The sequence below is a fragment of the Bacillus sp. 22483 genome, assembly GCF_052044605.1.
GTDB lineage: Bacteria > Bacillota > Bacilli > Bacillales > Bacillaceae > Bacillus > Bacillus altitudinis.
Genome location: NZ_JBQENU010000004.1, coordinates 1 through 15,456 on the forward strand (window position 1 = coordinate 1; position 15,456 = coordinate 15,456).

Genomic DNA, 15,456 nt, shown 5'->3' on the forward strand with positions numbered 1-15,456 from the left:
CCTAGACTGCAAAGGTTTTCTATCACGTTGAAAAGAAGACAAAGGGCTAAAATCAAGTTCATTTTAGCCCTTTGTCAACAATTTGAAACCCCTCCGAAAGAGGGGTTTTCCTTTTATTGCACATCTTCCTTTGGCATTAAGTTACTGAGGTGCGTTAAATCCTTTAAAATATGAGTGCTGCTACTATCGAGCAGTACTTTTAAATAACGGATATCACCATACTTCGGATGAGACGGATGAATGGCCTCTAGCTCCTTGATCATATCGCTGTTCATGCTTTTCTGTTTCTGTATAAGGTCTAAAAGCGTTTGCGCCGTGTGGTTAGCATTATGATGATCTGTCAAAATAATTACCCCCTATAATGATAATCACCATCTTTTCAACATATTTTAAAGGGTAATCCATGAAGAATCTACACTTAGGTGCAAAAAGAAATAATTTGTGTCTAAGGTCATATGTAAATCGAATGAGTTTGAAACTTTTTATACGCCATAAACGTATGAGTTAGAAAGGAATTTTCATCATGAAGGAGCGAATATATATGAACAGAGATCAGTCGATCATTGCATCTATTTGTTATTTTAGTGTATTTTTCATGCCGTTTATTGTACCGATCGTGGCATATTTTGTAGTGGATCAAAAGGAAACGAAACGGCATTCGCTGCGTGCATTGTGGTCACATGTTTTGCCAGTCGCAGCTTGTGTGCTGCTGGTTTTTGGATCTATCCCCTTTTTATTGACGACACAGGCAAGCGACTCACTCGTTCCAGTGTTCACTGTACTTATCTTGTCCTTTTTAGTCGCCATTGGCTTTTTGATCTCTGTCATTTGGAATATCATTCAAGGTATTAAAGTGCTTCAATCCATCAAATCGTAGGAGGGCTTTGTATGAATGAAAAAGAACGCATTTTAAAATTAGTAGAAGACGGGACATTATCTGCAAAAGAAGCGATTACGCTGCTTGAAAAACTAGAAGAAAATCAGTCTATTTCACTAGAAAAATCAACGGCTGATCACACCTTTCATGAAGAAAAAGCTGGCACAGAGAATAAAGGAACTGGTACTGAAAACCTCGGTGCAAAGCTGTTTGGATGGTTAGATTCGGCGGTGAAAAAGGTCAAAGATGTAGATCTTGATTTGAACTTTGGACAGTCCGTCGACGTTGAACACATTTTTCAATTCAAAGACGCGGCACTGTCTCATTTAGATATTCAATTGGCAAACGGCAGTCTCAATTTGATGCCTTGGGATGATGGGGATGTTCGGGCAGAGTGTCATGCGAAAATTTACCGTGCAGAGGATGGAGAGCAGGCAAGACAGCAATTTCTTCAACATCTGGATTGCGGACTTGAAGGGGACAAATTTTTTATCCGAACTGAAAAGAAGACCATGAAGGTCAATGTCACCCTGTATGTACCACGTATCCAATACGATAAGATCAAAGTCAAACTGTTTAATGGACCGATTCGCGGGGAAAAGCTAAAGACAAAAGAACTGGCTGCAAAAACAACAAATGGCGTCGTCTCTTTTGCCTCTTTACAAGCAGAAAAAGTCGGAATTGAAACAGCAAATGGACAAATCAAACTGGCTGATCACGAGTGTGGTATGATTGAAGTAGAAACCATTAATGGGCTCATTGACCTGCGCGGGAAAAGTGAATCAATTGATGCACAGAGCTTCAATGGGAACATTGCTGTTCAGCTGTCAGATGAGAAATGCCGTTCGATCTATGCAAAAACGACAACAGGCAGTGTGGACGTTCAGATTCCGCGTGCTTGTGCAGTGACTGCGGAGCTGAAAAGCAATCTCGGATCGATCTCTCATGAGCTGCTTGATGCAAATATGATTAAAGAGAAAAATGAAACGCTGCAAAAAGAGAAAATGATCAAAGCCAATCAACAGGCGGAGCACAATATATCCATTTTTGCAGAAACAAAAACAGGCTCAATCCAAGTAAAGCACCAATCAGACAAGGAGTGATTCTACATGAAGAAGCTTTATCGTTCAGCGACAGATAAAAAAATAGCGGGTGTTGTCGGTGGACTTGCTGAATACTTAAGTGTCGATGCATCCCTGCTTCGTATTTTAACGGTGATCATCGGATTTATGACAGCATTTATGCCGATCTTCTTGATCTACTTCATCTGGTATTTTGTTGTTCCGGAAGAAGGCACTAACTAAATGCTTAGATGGATCGTTAGTATTTTCGTCAATGCATTACTTTTAATCGTCATTGCTGGATATTTTGATTCAGGCATTCTGCCAGGCCTTGGTAGTGTGTATATTGAAGGCTTTGGCGCAGCGATTGTAGCAAGTATTATTTTGTCCTTGCTCAATATTTTAGTAAAGCCGTTTTTGATCATTTTAACGCTGCCAGTGACAGTACTTTCACTAGGATTGTTCCTCTTTGTCATTAATGCCATCACACTGATGATGACCTCAAGCTTTATGGGAGATAGTTTTAACATTGATGGGTTTGGAACGGCCATTTGGATGGCTGTCATTTTATCCATTTTCCATCTGCTCATACAGAAAGGAATCGTGGAACCGTTAGCGAAAAAAAGCTAACGGTTTTTTTGTGTGAATTTATATCGTTTCCCCGTTCCATCTGTCATAAAAACCGTCTTCAGGAGACACAATATCCGAAGGGAGGCGGTGCACGATGGTGAATGTGAGCAGACAAATCATTCTTTTGCTTTTTTTGAGCATTCTTTTTTGTTTCAGTCAGCCTGCTTCAGCAGGATCTTTGACACAAACACAAGTGAACATACGAAATAAGCCCTTTTCACCTTTTATCTTTGATCAATTTCAAGTAGATGTACGTCCGGTTCAAGGAAAAAAACGTGATCTTCAATTTCGGGCATCTATTAGTCAGTCAGAGCAAATTTTGTCTGCAAACTTGTACTATAAACAGAGTGATGAACTAGGATATCGATTGATCCCAATGGAACGATTGCCGGGGGTGAAACCAGAATTCACAGCGAAAATCCCGACAGATCAATTGTGGAATCCAACAGTTCATTACTATACAGAATTCTTGACGCAGAAGTCTGTCATCAAAACAACCGAACAAGCAGTTCACTTAAACGGATTTGAAGAGGACCTCTCACAAATTCCTGAGCTATTGATGACAGAAATCGTCGTGAATTCAAAAAACCGCAAAGGCAAGGATGCTTTTGAATTCATCGAGGTGTATAACACAACACATGCACCTATTTCACTTCGACATTACCAGCTTCGCTATCGCAATCCAGCGCAAGGCGTGGAGATGGATGATATATATTCATTCCACACAAGTCCGATCACCATTTCTCCTGGAAAACCGTATGTATTTTGGCTTAGAAAAAAAGGGCAGGAGCATTTAACGGTAGCGGACTTTAATGCGATGTACAAAAGTCATTTAAAAGAGGGCGAGCATCTATCGGTCATTGAGAGTAAAGGATTGTCCAATTCTAAATCCCGCCTTGTTTCTATCACAACAAATATAGGAGAAGAGGTATCGTCGGCATCCTATCGTTTAAAGCCTTCATTGTTTAGCGAGCACAGATCGTTACTGTTCAAGTACCCAATGGATGGTACGACACAAATGAAGCTGATCTCGAAAGTGGAGGAAGAGCCGACACCCGGAAAAGTGTTAAAAGCACAAATTCCAACTGAAAAAAAAGAAATATCACAAGATGTTCATAAACCTGTGATCGAAGATATGACAGACAATCAACCGATAAAACCAACTGAAGGCATTGAAATGAGAGCAGATGTGCAGGATGATCAGTCCGTCAAAACGGTCAAATTGCGATATCGAACCAATCGTCATGAAGATTTTAAAGAGGTGCTGCTTCAAAAGGATCATAATGATCGGCTGTTTCACTATATTATTTATTCACCTGAGCTCATCGGTAAAGATCGATTGGAATATCAGATTGAAGCGTCTGACGGCGAAAATCAAGCAATGACAATGAAAAAAACAATTGATGTGGAACAAGTAAGCAAGGCTCACGGCCTTCGATTGAATGTAGAAGAAGGAGATACGGTTTCAGGCGTATTTCACTTAAAAGCAACAGCAGATCAGAAAAAAAGCATACAATTAATGATAGATGGAAAACCGATTCGACAAGTATTCCCTGCACTTGAAGCAGATCCATATCTTGCATTTGATGTCAAAGGGACAAATTTATATTTTAAGAATGGTGTGTCTATAGGTAAGCACTTACTTTCCATTTTTGATGATTCGACAAAAGTGTATCGCACCTATACGATACCAATACCAGAAAAACACTTAGAAAAGGCAGGTCCACAAACGATATCATTCCATGCTGGGACGAAGTCATCGCCGTTTGACCGATTTCCTGGAGAAAATCACGATGATTTTGAATTGAAAAATGTCCAGATGATTTTATCGAATGGAACTCAAATTCTGCCTCTAAATGCGAGCCGGCATGAGGAATGGAAAATGGGCGACGGTGGAAGCGCTAAGAAAGTAAGAGCATTTCAGTTTCAAATCCCGAAGCAAGCATATGCTTCAAGCTATATTCAGTGGGATACAAGAAGGCTGAAAGAAGGAGTACATGTTGTTCAGGCTAAAACCGCAGACGAATCTCAATCTGTACGTGTGAAAGTCGATAACACGGGTCCGAAAATCAAGAGTAATATACAGGAAAATGACCAATATAAAGGCGTCTTTACGTTAAAGGCAAAGGTGACGGATCGTTGGAGTGACATAGCGGAGATGAAGGCATATTTAGATGGAAAACCGATCTCTTTACCTTATCAGACGTCCTCTAGCGAATTAGAACCTGGGGAGCACACATTGAAGATAAAAGCAAAAGATGCCGCTGGAAACAAATCAACTTTGAAAAAGGTTTTTAAGACGGTACATGAACACCCTGAAACGCCAGAGAGAGTGTCAGATAGGACAAAAAAGGAATCATCTAAGCAAACAGTGCTAACCAATGATCCTACTAATGATCAGTTAGATTACTCCTTTTACCGTGCCTATCAATATACATCGCTGCATCCGTCCATGAAGATTTTCAAATATGCAGCGGAAACAGAGCCGCCAAAACATTTAAATGAAACAAGGGAAATGATTTTTTCTGATCGAGAAAGAAATCGCATTGCATTTGCTGATGGTAAATCAGTGGAAACGAAAGATCTACAGCATTTTCCTTATCATCGCTTTCAAATCAAGGTTCATCACGATGTACGTGAAAAGGATGTTGTCGAGGCTGTATGGAAAGGAAGCTCATTATCAGGGAGAAAGGTAACGATGTATGCTTGGAATCATCAGCAAGAAAAGTGGGATAAAATCACTCATCACTTTGCCAAGGATGAAAAGGAATTTTACCTGAAAGGGCTGCTGTCAGTCAGACAGTATATGAAAAATCAAACGTTTGATTTGCTTGTACAAGATGAGATCAGTCAGACGTTAAAGCCTTATAAGATGGTGTGGATGTCTGATACTCAATATTATGCCAGAAGTTATCCTCACATCTTCAAAAAAATGGTCGAGTGGATCAGAGATCAAAGGGACCCATTAAATATTCAATATGTGTTCCATACAGGTGATATTGTGGATGATTCAAAGGACAAGCAGTGGAATCGTGCCGATACATTTATGCGTGTGTTAGATCAGCATCAGATTCCTTACGGTGTATTAGCTGGTAATCATGATGTCAGGCACAAAGACGGCCATTATAGGGAATATGGGAGATATTTTGGAGCGAAACGCTTTGAAGACAAGCCGTATTACGGTGAATCCTATCAAAACAATCGAGGTCATTATGATCTTATCTCTGCTGGTGGCAATGATTATATGATGGTGTATATGGGCTGGGGGATCAAGCAAAATGAGATTGACTGGTTAAATCGAGTTATTTCTGAACATCCAGATCGCATTGTCATTTTAAATTTCCATGAGTATTTGTTAGTGAGCGGCAATCGAAGCCCAATTGGAGATTTGATCTTCCATCAAGTGGTAAAGCGTCACCCGAATATTGTCGCAGTATTTAGTGGCCACTACCACGGAGCCAGTCGAAAAGTAGATGAGATTGACGATGATCATGATGGAAAAGTGGACAGAAAAGTATATCAAATCCTTGCAGATTACCAGTCAGGTCCTGAAGGCGGTCAAGGTTTTATGCGGCTGATCACTGCGGATCAAGAAAAAAATAAGCTTCATTTCACCACATACTCACCCTACTTGAATCAAGAACATTTTTATGATCCAAAAACGTATGGAGATCAAGATGAATTTTCAATTGATGTCGATTTAACACCAAAAATGAAATCCGTTAAAACCAATTATTTTGAATTGAATGTCTACACAAACGTTCTTCTTGGAGAAGTCAAAGGTGTGAAAAGTGGTAAAAAAGCAACCTTTGAATGGAAAGGGTTAAAGCCAAATCAAGAATATTATTGGTACACTGTCGCAAAAGACCGTTTCGAAGGGAAAGCGATTTCTCCTATATGGAAAATTCAAACAAAAAATGATGATCAATCAACATTTCTTAGGAAATAAAAAACTGTGCTTTCAGGAGCACAGTTTTATCTTTCCATTGTGTGAGTGAGCTTGTATCGATCCCCTCTATAAACGGACATGACATACTCGAATGGAAGGTCATTTTGAAAATAAGTTGTTCTTGCAATGGAGAGAACAGGGTCCCCTAATGAAATAGACAGCACGTTAGCTTCTTCCTTTGAAGCAACATTGGCTTCAAGCTCCTGCTTGGCATGGGCAATGGTTAGACCTGTGTTCGCTTCTATATATTCATATAAAGATCCAGCTAAATGGTCCTTTGTGAGCTCGCCAGCAAATTTTTCAGGTATATAACTCGTTTCAATAGCCATTGGTTCATTGTTTGCAAGGCGGATTCGTTTTAATTCATAGACATCTTCACTGTTCGACAGCTGTAATGGTTGCAGCAAGTGCTCTGGGCATGCGACTTTTTTGAAATCAATCAACTGACTTGAAGCTTTGAGCCCACGTTGACGCATATCTTCTGTAAAGCTTGTTAAGCCCTGAAGCGGTTGTTCAAATTTCTTTCGGCTAACAAATGTTCCTTTTCCTTTTTGCCGGTATAAATATCCTTCGTTCACAAGGTTCGATAAGGCTTGTCTGACAGTCATTCGGCTAATACCAAAGCGTTCGGCATATTCTCTTTCAGAAGGAATGAGTGTATCAGGTGCTAACGTTCCATCCTCAATCTGCTTTTTCAAGTTCTCCATAATCTGATGGTACATGGGGATAGGTGACTGCTTATCAATAAACATGTGAAAATCCTCTCGTATTTAGCGTAGTGAACCAGCTTCTCGATCAATAAAAATCGTCACATCTTCATGAAGTTTCAGAGCAGATGCAGGGAAGTCTGGGTGAATCTCTGTTCGTTCTAAATATTGTATCACGTCCGCTTTTGATTTTCCTGATGCGAGAAGGAGAATTTTTTTACTTGAAAGAATGCTTGCAATTCCCATTGTAATGGCATGTGTAGGCACCTCATCAATAGAAGAAAAGTATCTTGCATTGGCTTGACGAGTGTGTTCATCTAATTGGACGACATGCGTCTTTGAATCAAAGGGAGTACCAGGTTCATTAAACCCGATATGTCCATTTTGTCCGATACCAAGTAGCTGAAGATCAATACCCCCTAAATCTTCAATGAGCTGATCATACCTTAAGCACTCTTCCTCCAAGTGAGAAGCAGCACCATTGGGGAGGAAATATTGATCTGATGGGAGATCAATATGGTCGAATAAATGACGCTTCATGTAAGTCATATAACTATTTTCATGATTTGGATCAATTCCCACGTACTCATCCAGATTCACTGTTCTTGCTTGTTTGAAAGATAATTGTTCTGTTTGATGCAAATGAATTAACTCTTTATAAGTCTCAATTGGTGTACCGCCAGTTGCCAGACCGAGAACCGCATCTGTTTTTGATTTAATGGTACGTGCAATGAAAGCAGCTGCTGCTTTTCCTAATTGATCTTTATCTGCAAATTCGATGATGTTCATCAGTGTGTGGCCTCCTTTTTTTCATAAACGATTTGTCCATGGCAGATCGTCATCATGAGTTCGCCAGATTCATCCCAAATGACCAAGTCTGCTAGTTTTCCAACTTCGATCGAACCGAGCTGATGATCGATCCCGAGCTGAGTGGCTGCATTTGTTGAGGTCATTTGAGCAATTTCTGTCCATCCACATTGTGTGATCTGTCTCATACGTTTGACCCCATCTTTCATTTGTAAAATCGATCCTGCAAGTGTTCCATCTGCCAGCAATGCTTTTTCACCGCTGACTGTCACAGTCTGTCCGCCAAATTCGTAGGTTCCCTCTCCAAGTCCTTTTGCACGCATTGAGTCTGTAATCATGATCAAACGTTCACTCCCCTTTGCCAAATACGCAAGCTTTACGGAAAGAGGATGTGAATGAATGCCATCTGTAATCAGCTCAGTCAAAAGCTTTTCGTTTGTAAGCGCAGCACCTGCAACATTTGGCTCACGATGCTGAAATGAACTCATCGCATTATAAAGATGCGTGACATGACGCGCGCCGTGCTTTGCTACTAGTTCAATCATGTCATGATTGGCATTTGTATGTCCAATAGAAGGAATGATATTTTTTTCTTTTAGCAGGGAAAGGAATGCAAAATCAGTATCTTCCTCAGGTGCAAAAGTGACAATTCGAATCAGCTGATCTGCTGCACTCAGCCATTTCTCAAAAAGAGGAAGGTTAGCCTGTGTAATCCATTGAGCAGGCTGCGCTCCAGCTTTATCTTTAGAAATAAAAGGACCTTCTAGATGAATGCCTAAACATTGTGCCTGACTTCCAGCCTGCTTTTTATTATAGGGTCTCCACTGTGCGACATTTTTAAGTGCTTGCTCAATCTCTTGGTGATTTTGTGTAATGGTTGTTGCTAAAAAGCTTGTCGTTCCTTCTGCGGGTAAGTGATCAGCAAGTGTATTCATGGCTTCTGGTGTCGCATCCATCATATCTGCACCATATCCCCCATGGATGTGAATATCAATCATTCCGGGGAGTAAATAAAAGTTTTCCCGGGAAATATATACTTTTTCATAATTTCCTGTCGGCGGTGATGTTGAAATATAGTCGATCTTGCCATCGCGTAAACCGACAAAACCGTTTTCAATGATTTCTGTCTTTGTCACAATATGAATATTGGAGAGCAATAAAGAACTGCTCATGATTGTGCCCCCTTATTCTCGTCGTTAGATTCAGTTTACCTTTTTTAAGTATAGTTGTCTATACCAGTAAATGTGATGAAACAGGATCAGGATAAAATACTATTTTGGGTTCATCATTGAAAGTGATAAAATAGAGCTGTATTTCTGAAACGCCTGTGATAAAAGGAGGAAGAAGCGTGCCGAAAGTTCGTACGAAGGACATAATGGAACAATTTCATCTTGAACTGGTAAGTGGGGAAGAAGGGATTAATCGTCCCATTACAATCAGTGATCTTTCCAGACCAGGTATTGAAATGGCTGGATATTTTACATATTACCCAAAAGAAAGAGTTCAACTTTTAGGGAAGACAGAGCTTTCTTTTTTTGAACAGCTCCCAGAACGCGAACGAAAGCAGAGAATGATGTCTCTTTGTACAGATATTACCCCTGCCATCATTTTGTCACGAGATCGTGAAGTCCCAAAAGAATTGATCGAAGCATCAAACGAAAATGGAGTGCCGGTTTTACGCTCAAGCTTAAAAACGACAAGACTTTCGAGTCGATTAACGAACTTCTTAGAAAGCAAGCTTGCACCAACGACTGCGATTCATGGCGTACTCGTAGATGTATATGGTGTAGGTGTGCTGTTAATTGGAAAAAGTGGCGTAGGTAAAAGTGAAACGGCTTTAGAATTAGTGAAGAGAGGACACAGGCTGGTTGCAGACGATTGCGTGGAAATTAGGCAAGAGGATCAGGATACGTTAGTTGGAAGCGCACCAGAGCTGATTGAGCACCTTCTAGAAATCCGTGGATTAGGCATTATTAATGTGATGACCTTATTTGGAGCGGGCGCTGTCAGAAGCTATAAGAGAATTACGATTGTTATGAACCTTGAGCTTTGGGAACAAGGCAAACAGTATGACCGTTTAGGACTTGAGGAAGAAAAAATGCGGATCATCGATACAGATGTACCAAAACTGACCATCCCTGTACGTCCGGGACGAAATTTAGCGGTCATCATCGAGGTAGCTGCAATGAACTTCAGATTGAAACGAATGGGACATAATGCAGCGGAACAATTTACAAGTAAACTTGCCGATGTCATTGAAGACAATGGCCAGGATGAATAGGAGCTGTCTATATGAATGAAGCAATTCAACCAATTGATCCGATTGCTTTTCAGCTCGGACCTCTTTCGGTTCATTGGTATGGTGTGATTATTGGGGTCGGAGCCCTGCTTGGACTCTGGCTCGCATTAAGGGAGTGTGAAAAAAGAGGCATCAATAAAGATATGTTTATTGATCTCATCTTATTTGCCATTCCTATAGCTATTATTTGTGCACGAATTTATTATGTATCCTTTGAATGGGATTATTATCAGCAGCACCCAAATGAAATCATCAAGATTTGGAATGGCGGAATTGCCATACATGGCGGACTGATAGGGGCGGTGCTGACAGCGATTGTCTTTACTAAAGTGAGAAAGGTGTCCTTTTGGAAAATCGCCGATGTCGCAGCGCCTAGTATTTTACTAGGGCAAGCCATCGGGCGCTGGGGGAACTTTATTAATCAGGAAGCGCATGGTGAGGCTGTTTCAAGAGCCTTTTTAGAAAATTTGCACCTGCCTGAGTTTATTATTAATCAGATGTACATTGACGGGACTTACTATCACCCTACGTTCTTATATGAATCATTATGGAATATCGCAGGCGTTTTGATATTAATCTTATTACGTAGAACATCATTGCGTCGAGGCGAAATGTTCTTGTCTTATTTAATCTGGTATTCAATCGGTCGTTTCTTCATTGAAGGAATGAGAACAGACAGCTTAATGCTGACCGAGCATCTTCGAATTGCACAGATGATTTCAATTGCTATATTTGCAGTGGCTATCTTGTTGATTGTGTTTAGAAGAATCAAAGGATATGCATCTATACCGTATAAAGAGAACAACTCATCAAATTAAGCAAGGGGGATAAGAGATGAGGGAGACATGGAAAAACGGCTTGAAAGCAGGGTTATCGACAACTTGGACACTTGGAAAAGTCATTTTTCCGGTTACCATTCTCGTTAGTATCTTGCAGCATACACCTGTAATGGATTGGATTATACAATTCATCCGTCCATTTATGGGCCTGTTTGGTCTTTCAGGGGAAGCGGCCATTCCGCTTGTTTTAGGAAATATGCTGAACTTGTATGCGGGTATTGCAGCCATCTTGACATTAGAGCTGCCTGTGAAGGAAGTGTTCATTTTAGCGGTCATGCTCTCCTTTTGTCACAACTTGATCATCGAATCAACAGTGGCGGCGAAGGTTGGGCTACGGGTGTCTGTCATTTTGCTGGTGAGAATCAGTCTTGCCGTCGTGTCAGCAATTGTCATTCACCTCGTTTGGCAGGGAGGCGAGGAGCCGGCGCAATATGGTTTGCTGACAGCTGCTCAGTCGGCTGATGTGCCTTCTAGCTGGTATATGATCGTACTTCTTGCTTTACAGAAAGCTGTTCTTGGTGTGCTGCAGCTGGCTTGTATTGTCATTCCTCTCATGGTCATCATTCAATTCATGAGAGACTTAGGGTGGCTCCATACGCTGTCAAAGTGGCTGTCTCCTTTTACGAGAATGCTTGGAATGAAAGAAAATACGTCTATGACGATGGTGGCTGGTTTGACCATTGGTCTTGCCTACGGGGCAGGCGTCATGATGAAGGCAGTGGAAGAGGACGGTGTCAGCAAAAAGGATTTAACGCTTGCTTTCATTTTCCTTGTGGCGTGTCATGCGGTGGTCGAAGATACACTGATTTTCATTCCTTTAGGTATTCCAGTCTGGCCGCTTCTTCTTATTCGCCTTATTTCTGCTATTTTATTGACAGCTGCCATCAGCTATATTTGGCGGAGGCGGGAACATGCAGCTGTTAGAAAGGAAGCTATATGAACCAATCAACTATTAACACAGTGTTATTTGATTTAGATGGCACATTAATCAATACAAATGAATTAATTATTGCTTCATTTCAGCATACGCTTGATCATTATTACCCTGGTCAATACAGCCGTGAGGATATCCTTCATTTCATTGGTCCATCATTATTTGATACATTCTCTGCAATGGATCCGAATCTGACAGATGACATGATCCAGATGTATCGAACGTTTAATCATGAACAGCATGACCTGCTTGTGACGGAGTACGAGACGGTGTTAGATACGTTGAAAATTCTTCAGGATCAGGGATTTAAGCTCGGAATTGTGACAACAAAAATCCGTGATACGGTCTTAATGGGATTAAAGCTGACTGGATTGGAGCCATTTTTTGAGGTCATTGTCACACTTGATGATGTACAAAATGAAAAGCCGCATCCAGAACCAGTTCAACTGGCATTATCCAAGCTCGGCAGTGATCCGCATGAGGCGATCATGGTTGGTGATAATTATCACGACATTTTATCTGGTCAAGCGGCAGGGACAAAAACAGCAGGTGTTGCTTGGTCTATTAAGGGAGAAGAAGCCCTGTTAAAGCATCGCCCAGATTATATGCTGCAGAAAATGAGTGATCTCTTGGCGATTGTTGGAGCTGATTAAGTTGAGAAAAACAGATCGTTATCCTGTCAAAGGGGTCAATTCGCTTAGACAAGTCTATCGAACGGTCCCCTTTCTCAAGGTTGTGAAAAACTTTATCTTTATTCAAATGGCAAGGTATACGCCTTTTATGGGAATGAAAAATTGGATTTATCGCACCTTCCTTCGAATGAAAGTCGGGGAGGATACGGCGTTTGCTTTAATGGTGATGGTCGATCTCATGTTTCCTGAGAAAATCACTGTCGGTCGAAATAGTGTGATTGGTTATAACACAACCATTCTGTCCCATGAGTATTTGATTAAAGAGTATAGGCTTGGGGAAGTCTATATTGGTGATGAAGTGTTAATTGGGGCAAATTCAACGATTCTACCTGGAGTGACAATTGGTGATGGTGCGATTGTATCGGCAGGAACTCTTGTGAACAAAGATGTTCCGGCAGGCTCCTTTGTTGGAGGAAATCCAATGCGGATGATTTATACGAAAGAGGAAATGGAAGCACGTCAATCTTCGTCTGCTGAGTAGCTCGGCAGACTTTTTTGTTGACATTCTAACATGGTGTAACTATAATGATTACAACAGAGGTGAGAAAACATGAAAATCAGCAGCAGATTTACTGTCGCTGTCCATATTCTGGCCTTGCTATCACTTGAAAAAGGTTCTTTACAGACATCGGAGGATATCGCAGGAAGTGTCAATACAAATCCAGTGGTGATTCGCCGTATCATGAGTAAGCTCAAAAAAGCAGGCCTAATCTCAACGAGTCTTGGCAAAGGCGGTTCTCAATTGAATCGCAGTGAAGATGACATGACACTGCTTGATGTGTATAAAGCGGTTGAAGTTGTGGATGAGGGAGAGTTGTTTCAAATTCATGAAAGCCCTAACCCTGACTGTCCGATCGGTGCAAATATTCAAGCTGTATTAGAATTAATTTTGTGCCGTGCTCAAAGTGCGATGGAGCAAGTGCTTGCTGAGATCAAATTAAGTGAACTAACGCAGGTTTTAATCAAAAAAATTGGATGATCTATTCAATTTTTTTTACCTCTGTTGTAACTATCGTGGTTACATCTTAAGTGATCAAAATAACAATATATTGTAGGAGGAATTTACATGAACATTGGAATCATTGGCGCAACAGGTAAAGCAGGACAACACATTTTAAAAGAAGCTCAATCGAGAGGGCACGAAGTAACGGCAATCGTTCGAGATGCACAAAAAGTGACCAATTCATCAGCAGCTGTTTTAGAAAAGGATGTTTTTCACTTAGAGGCAGGAGACGTCAAAGGTTTTGATGTGATCGTAAACGCATTTGGTGCACCAGCAGGACAAGAGCACCTTCATGTAGAAGCAGGGAAAAAACTCATTCATCTCTTGAAAGAGACACCAGAAACGCGTTTAATCGTTGTGGGAGGTGCTGGAAGTTTATTTGTAGATGAGGCCAAAACAACTAGACTGATGGACACACCGGAGTTTCCAAAGGAATACCTTGCTACTGCTTCACACCAAGGAGAAAATTTAATAGATCTTCAAAAGACCGAAGGATTAAAATGGACATTTTTAAGTCCAGCAGCCTTCTTTAATCCAGCAGGCAAACGGACAGGTGCTTATGTGAAAGGCAAAGACCATCTTATCGTCAATTCAAAGGGTGACAGCTATGTGAGTTATGCTGACTACGCCGTTGCGCTTGTCGATGAGATAGAACAAGCTGCTCATGTTGGAGAACGTTTTACTGTGGTTTCTGAAGCAGAATAAGAAATTAAAAACCCCGCTATTTAGCGGGGTTTTATGCTTTAATGATAATCGCCTGGCTGCCCATCTGTTTCCAAGAATCCTCAAACTGTTCACGATCTACTTTTTGATTCTTCTCTCCGTAAGGGTTATTTAAGTAGACATGATCTTTGTCATAGCCAGTGATGACGACGCTATGCATATTAAAGCTGATATCTATTTTCCCATTTGGTGTATTCCATGTTTCAATGTTATCTGTTTTGGCAAAGGTCGAAGTGGTAATGACCCAGACAGGATAACCTTTTTCAAGTGATTGGTAAATGGCCTTTTTAACTGGCTTGCCGGTTAAGTCAACGGCTTGATTACCTACATATTTTTTCGCAAGCTGATAAATGGGTTCGTGGTACACACCAAGACCTGGCCCATTCTCCATATCGCCTACAAACCCGTCATGAGGGTCTCCTTTTAAGCCATTCTCATAATTGAGCGGGACACGCTTAATCTCGTTTGCCAATGCGTTTTTCGTTATATGCTCATAGCCGCTGTAATGAAGAAGCATGGCTAAGCTCGTGACTTCGCATCCGTTATAAAGCTTTGGTGCATCCATTTGATTAAAGAGGATGACGTCCATGGCTTTTTTATTTCCTTTTAAACTAGAATGTGTTGTTTCTGTTTTTTTCGTAGAACGTGTTTCTTCTGCTGCTAGTGCGGTATCATTTTCTTTTTCTTTGGCTTCTTGCGGTGACGTTGTTTTCTTGACTTGGTCGAATTGTGAAATGTAAATAAAGCCGAAATAAACAAGACATGCGCACAACAAAGTTAAGATTAATGTCTGGATGAATTTCACTGTAATCTCCTGTGTTATTCAATATTTTTAAGTATTATAGCATGTTCCTAAAGCAAAGAGATCAAAAAGGATTAGGTGTCATTTTAATGTAATATATGAACAAATGATTAAGGAAAAAAAGGGGAAAATA

At 40.7% G+C, this 15,456-nt stretch carries 17 protein-coding genes; 12 read left to right on the top strand and 5 right to left on the bottom strand.

From position 1 onward, the window contains the following. Positions 1–113 precede the first annotated feature (113 nt). Complete coding sequence (locus ACTJJQ_RS07195; protein WP_008348188.1) at positions 114–344, bottom strand: hypothetical protein; 231 nt, start codon at positions 342–344, stop codon at positions 114–116. A gap of 197 nt (positions 345–541) precedes the next feature. Here ACTJJQ_RS07195 and ACTJJQ_RS07200 point away from each other — a divergent pair, with 197 nt between their 5' ends. The 5 genes from ACTJJQ_RS07200 (at position 542) to ACTJJQ_RS07220 (ending at position 6,517) form a co-directional block, all read left to right on the top strand. Further along, a complete protein-coding gene (locus ACTJJQ_RS07200; RefSeq protein ID WP_024719900.1) occupies positions 542–877 on the top strand; it encodes a hypothetical protein in 336 nt (111 codons plus the stop codon). Between the two features lie 11 nt (positions 878–888). Beyond that, complete coding sequence (locus ACTJJQ_RS07205; RefSeq protein WP_007500040.1) at positions 889–1,980, top strand: DUF4097 family beta strand repeat-containing protein; 1,092 nt, start codon at positions 889–891, stop codon at positions 1,978–1,980. Positions 1,981–1,986: 6 nt separating this feature from the next. Then, positions 1,987–2,181, top strand: a complete 195-nt coding sequence (locus ACTJJQ_RS07210) for a PspC domain-containing protein (protein ID WP_008348183.1) — start codon at positions 1,987–1,989, stop codon at positions 2,179–2,181. Beyond that, positions 2,182–2,568, top strand: coding sequence for a phage holin family protein (locus ACTJJQ_RS07215; protein ID WP_007500042.1), 387 nt, complete (start codon positions 2,182–2,184; stop codon positions 2,566–2,568). 94 nt (positions 2,569–2,662) lie between these two features. After that, positions 2,663–6,517, top strand: coding sequence for a metallophosphoesterase (locus ACTJJQ_RS07220; protein WP_440600071.1), 3,855 nt, complete (start codon positions 2,663–2,665; stop codon positions 6,515–6,517). A 26-nt stretch (positions 6,518–6,543) separates the two neighbouring features. On the opposite strand, the gene ACTJJQ_RS07225 is transcribed toward ACTJJQ_RS07220, so the two are convergent. From ACTJJQ_RS07225 to nagA, 3 genes are read right to left on the bottom strand one after another with little or no spacing between them, the layout of a single operon-like run. Continuing rightward, entirely contained in the window at positions 6,544–7,269 is a 726-nt protein-coding gene (locus ACTJJQ_RS07225) for a GntR family transcriptional regulator (protein ID WP_340958956.1), read from the bottom strand. An 18-nt stretch (positions 7,270–7,287) separates the two neighbouring features. Continuing rightward, the gene (nagB, locus tag ACTJJQ_RS07230; protein WP_100324740.1) at positions 7,288–8,013 is read right to left on the bottom strand and encodes a glucosamine-6-phosphate deaminase; all 726 of its coding nucleotides are present in this window, start codon (positions 8,011–8,013) and stop codon (positions 7,288–7,290) included. Beyond that, complete coding sequence (gene nagA, locus ACTJJQ_RS07235; protein ID WP_440600072.1) at positions 8,013–9,203, bottom strand: N-acetylglucosamine-6-phosphate deacetylase; 1,191 nt, start codon at positions 9,201–9,203, stop codon at positions 8,013–8,015. Before nagA ends, nagB begins: the two co-directional genes overlap by 1 nt. A 176-nt stretch (positions 9,204–9,379) precedes the next feature. On the opposite strand from nagA, the gene hprK reads away from it, so the two are divergent. The 7 genes from hprK to ACTJJQ_RS07270 all read left to right on the top strand — a co-directional run bounded on the left by hprK (position 9,380) and on the right by ACTJJQ_RS07270 (position 14,503). Beyond that, positions 9,380–10,312, top strand: a complete 933-nt coding sequence (gene hprK / locus ACTJJQ_RS07240) for an HPr(Ser) kinase/phosphatase (protein ID WP_003212943.1) — start codon at positions 9,380–9,382, stop codon at positions 10,310–10,312. An 11-nt stretch (positions 10,313–10,323) separates the two neighbouring features. Further along, positions 10,324–11,148, top strand: a complete 825-nt coding sequence (gene lgt, locus ACTJJQ_RS07245) for a prolipoprotein diacylglyceryl transferase (RefSeq protein WP_440600073.1) — start codon at positions 10,324–10,326, stop codon at positions 11,146–11,148. Between the two features lie 16 nt (positions 11,149–11,164). Further along, positions 11,165–12,109 carry a nucleoside recognition domain-containing protein gene (locus ACTJJQ_RS07250; protein WP_440600074.1) on the top strand — a complete coding sequence of 315 codons (945 nt, stop codon included), beginning with the start codon at positions 11,165–11,167 and terminating at the stop codon, positions 12,107–12,109. After that, the gene (gene ppaX, locus ACTJJQ_RS07255; RefSeq protein ID WP_007500058.1) at positions 12,106–12,756 is read left to right on the top strand and encodes a pyrophosphatase PpaX; all 651 of its coding nucleotides are present in this window, start codon (positions 12,106–12,108) and stop codon (positions 12,754–12,756) included. Before ACTJJQ_RS07250 ends, ppaX begins: the two co-directional genes overlap by 4 nt. 1 nt (position 12,757) lies before the next feature. Then, entirely contained in the window at positions 12,758–13,276 is a 519-nt protein-coding gene (locus ACTJJQ_RS07260) for an acyltransferase (protein ID WP_024719892.1), read from the top strand. Positions 13,277–13,345: 69 nt separating this feature from the next. Continuing rightward, complete coding sequence (locus ACTJJQ_RS07265) at positions 13,346–13,774, top strand: Rrf2 family transcriptional regulator (protein ID WP_024719891.1); 429 nt, start codon at positions 13,346–13,348, stop codon at positions 13,772–13,774. An 87-nt stretch (positions 13,775–13,861) separates the two neighbouring features. Beyond that, positions 13,862–14,503, top strand: a complete 642-nt coding sequence (locus tag ACTJJQ_RS07270; RefSeq protein ID WP_047945645.1) for an NAD(P)-dependent oxidoreductase — start codon at positions 13,862–13,864, stop codon at positions 14,501–14,503. 31 nt (positions 14,504–14,534) lie between these two features. Here ACTJJQ_RS07270 and ACTJJQ_RS07275 read toward each other — a convergent pair whose 3' ends face one another. Continuing rightward, entirely contained in the window at positions 14,535–15,326 is a 792-nt protein-coding gene (locus tag ACTJJQ_RS07275; protein ID WP_024719888.1) for a C39 family peptidase, read from the bottom strand. Between the last annotated feature and the right edge of the window lie 130 nt (positions 15,327–15,456).

Bases quoted from the DNA above. Each gene is read 5' to 3' on its own strand.
- ACTJJQ_RS07215 (WP_007500042.1), top strand. From the start codon at position 2,182: ATGCTTAGATGGATCGTTAGTATTTTCGTCAATGCATTACTTTTAATC.
- ACTJJQ_RS07250 (WP_440600074.1), top strand. From the start codon at position 11,165: ATGAGGGAGACATGGAAAAACGGCTTGAAAGCAGGGTTATCGACAACT.
- lgt (WP_440600073.1), top strand. From the start codon at position 10,324: ATGAATGAAGCAATTCAACCAATTGATCCGATTGCTTTTCAGCTCGGA.
- ACTJJQ_RS07210 (WP_008348183.1), top strand. From the start codon at position 1,987: ATGAAGAAGCTTTATCGTTCAGCGACAGATAAAAAAATAGCGGGTGTT.
- ACTJJQ_RS07225 (WP_340958956.1), bottom strand. From the start codon at position 7,269: ATGTTTATTGATAAGCAGTCACCTATCCCCATGTACCATCAGATTATG.
- ACTJJQ_RS07220 (WP_440600071.1), top strand. From the start codon at position 2,663: ATGGTGAATGTGAGCAGACAAATCATTCTTTTGCTTTTTTTGAGCATT.
- ACTJJQ_RS07200 (WP_024719900.1), top strand. From the start codon at position 542: ATGAACAGAGATCAGTCGATCATTGCATCTATTTGTTATTTTAGTGTA.
- nagA (WP_440600072.1), bottom strand. From the start codon at position 9,203: ATGAGCAGTTCTTTATTGCTCTCCAATATTCATATTGTGACAAAGACA.
- nagB (WP_100324740.1), bottom strand. From the start codon at position 8,013: ATGAACATCATCGAATTTGCAGATAAAGATCAATTAGGAAAAGCAGCA.
- ACTJJQ_RS07205 (WP_007500040.1), top strand. From the start codon at position 889: ATGAATGAAAAAGAACGCATTTTAAAATTAGTAGAAGACGGGACATTA.
- ppaX (WP_007500058.1), top strand. From the start codon at position 12,106: ATGAACCAATCAACTATTAACACAGTGTTATTTGATTTAGATGGCACA.
- ACTJJQ_RS07270 (WP_047945645.1), top strand. From the start codon at position 13,862: ATGAACATTGGAATCATTGGCGCAACAGGTAAAGCAGGACAACACATT.
- ACTJJQ_RS07265 (WP_024719891.1), top strand. From the start codon at position 13,346: ATGAAAATCAGCAGCAGATTTACTGTCGCTGTCCATATTCTGGCCTTG.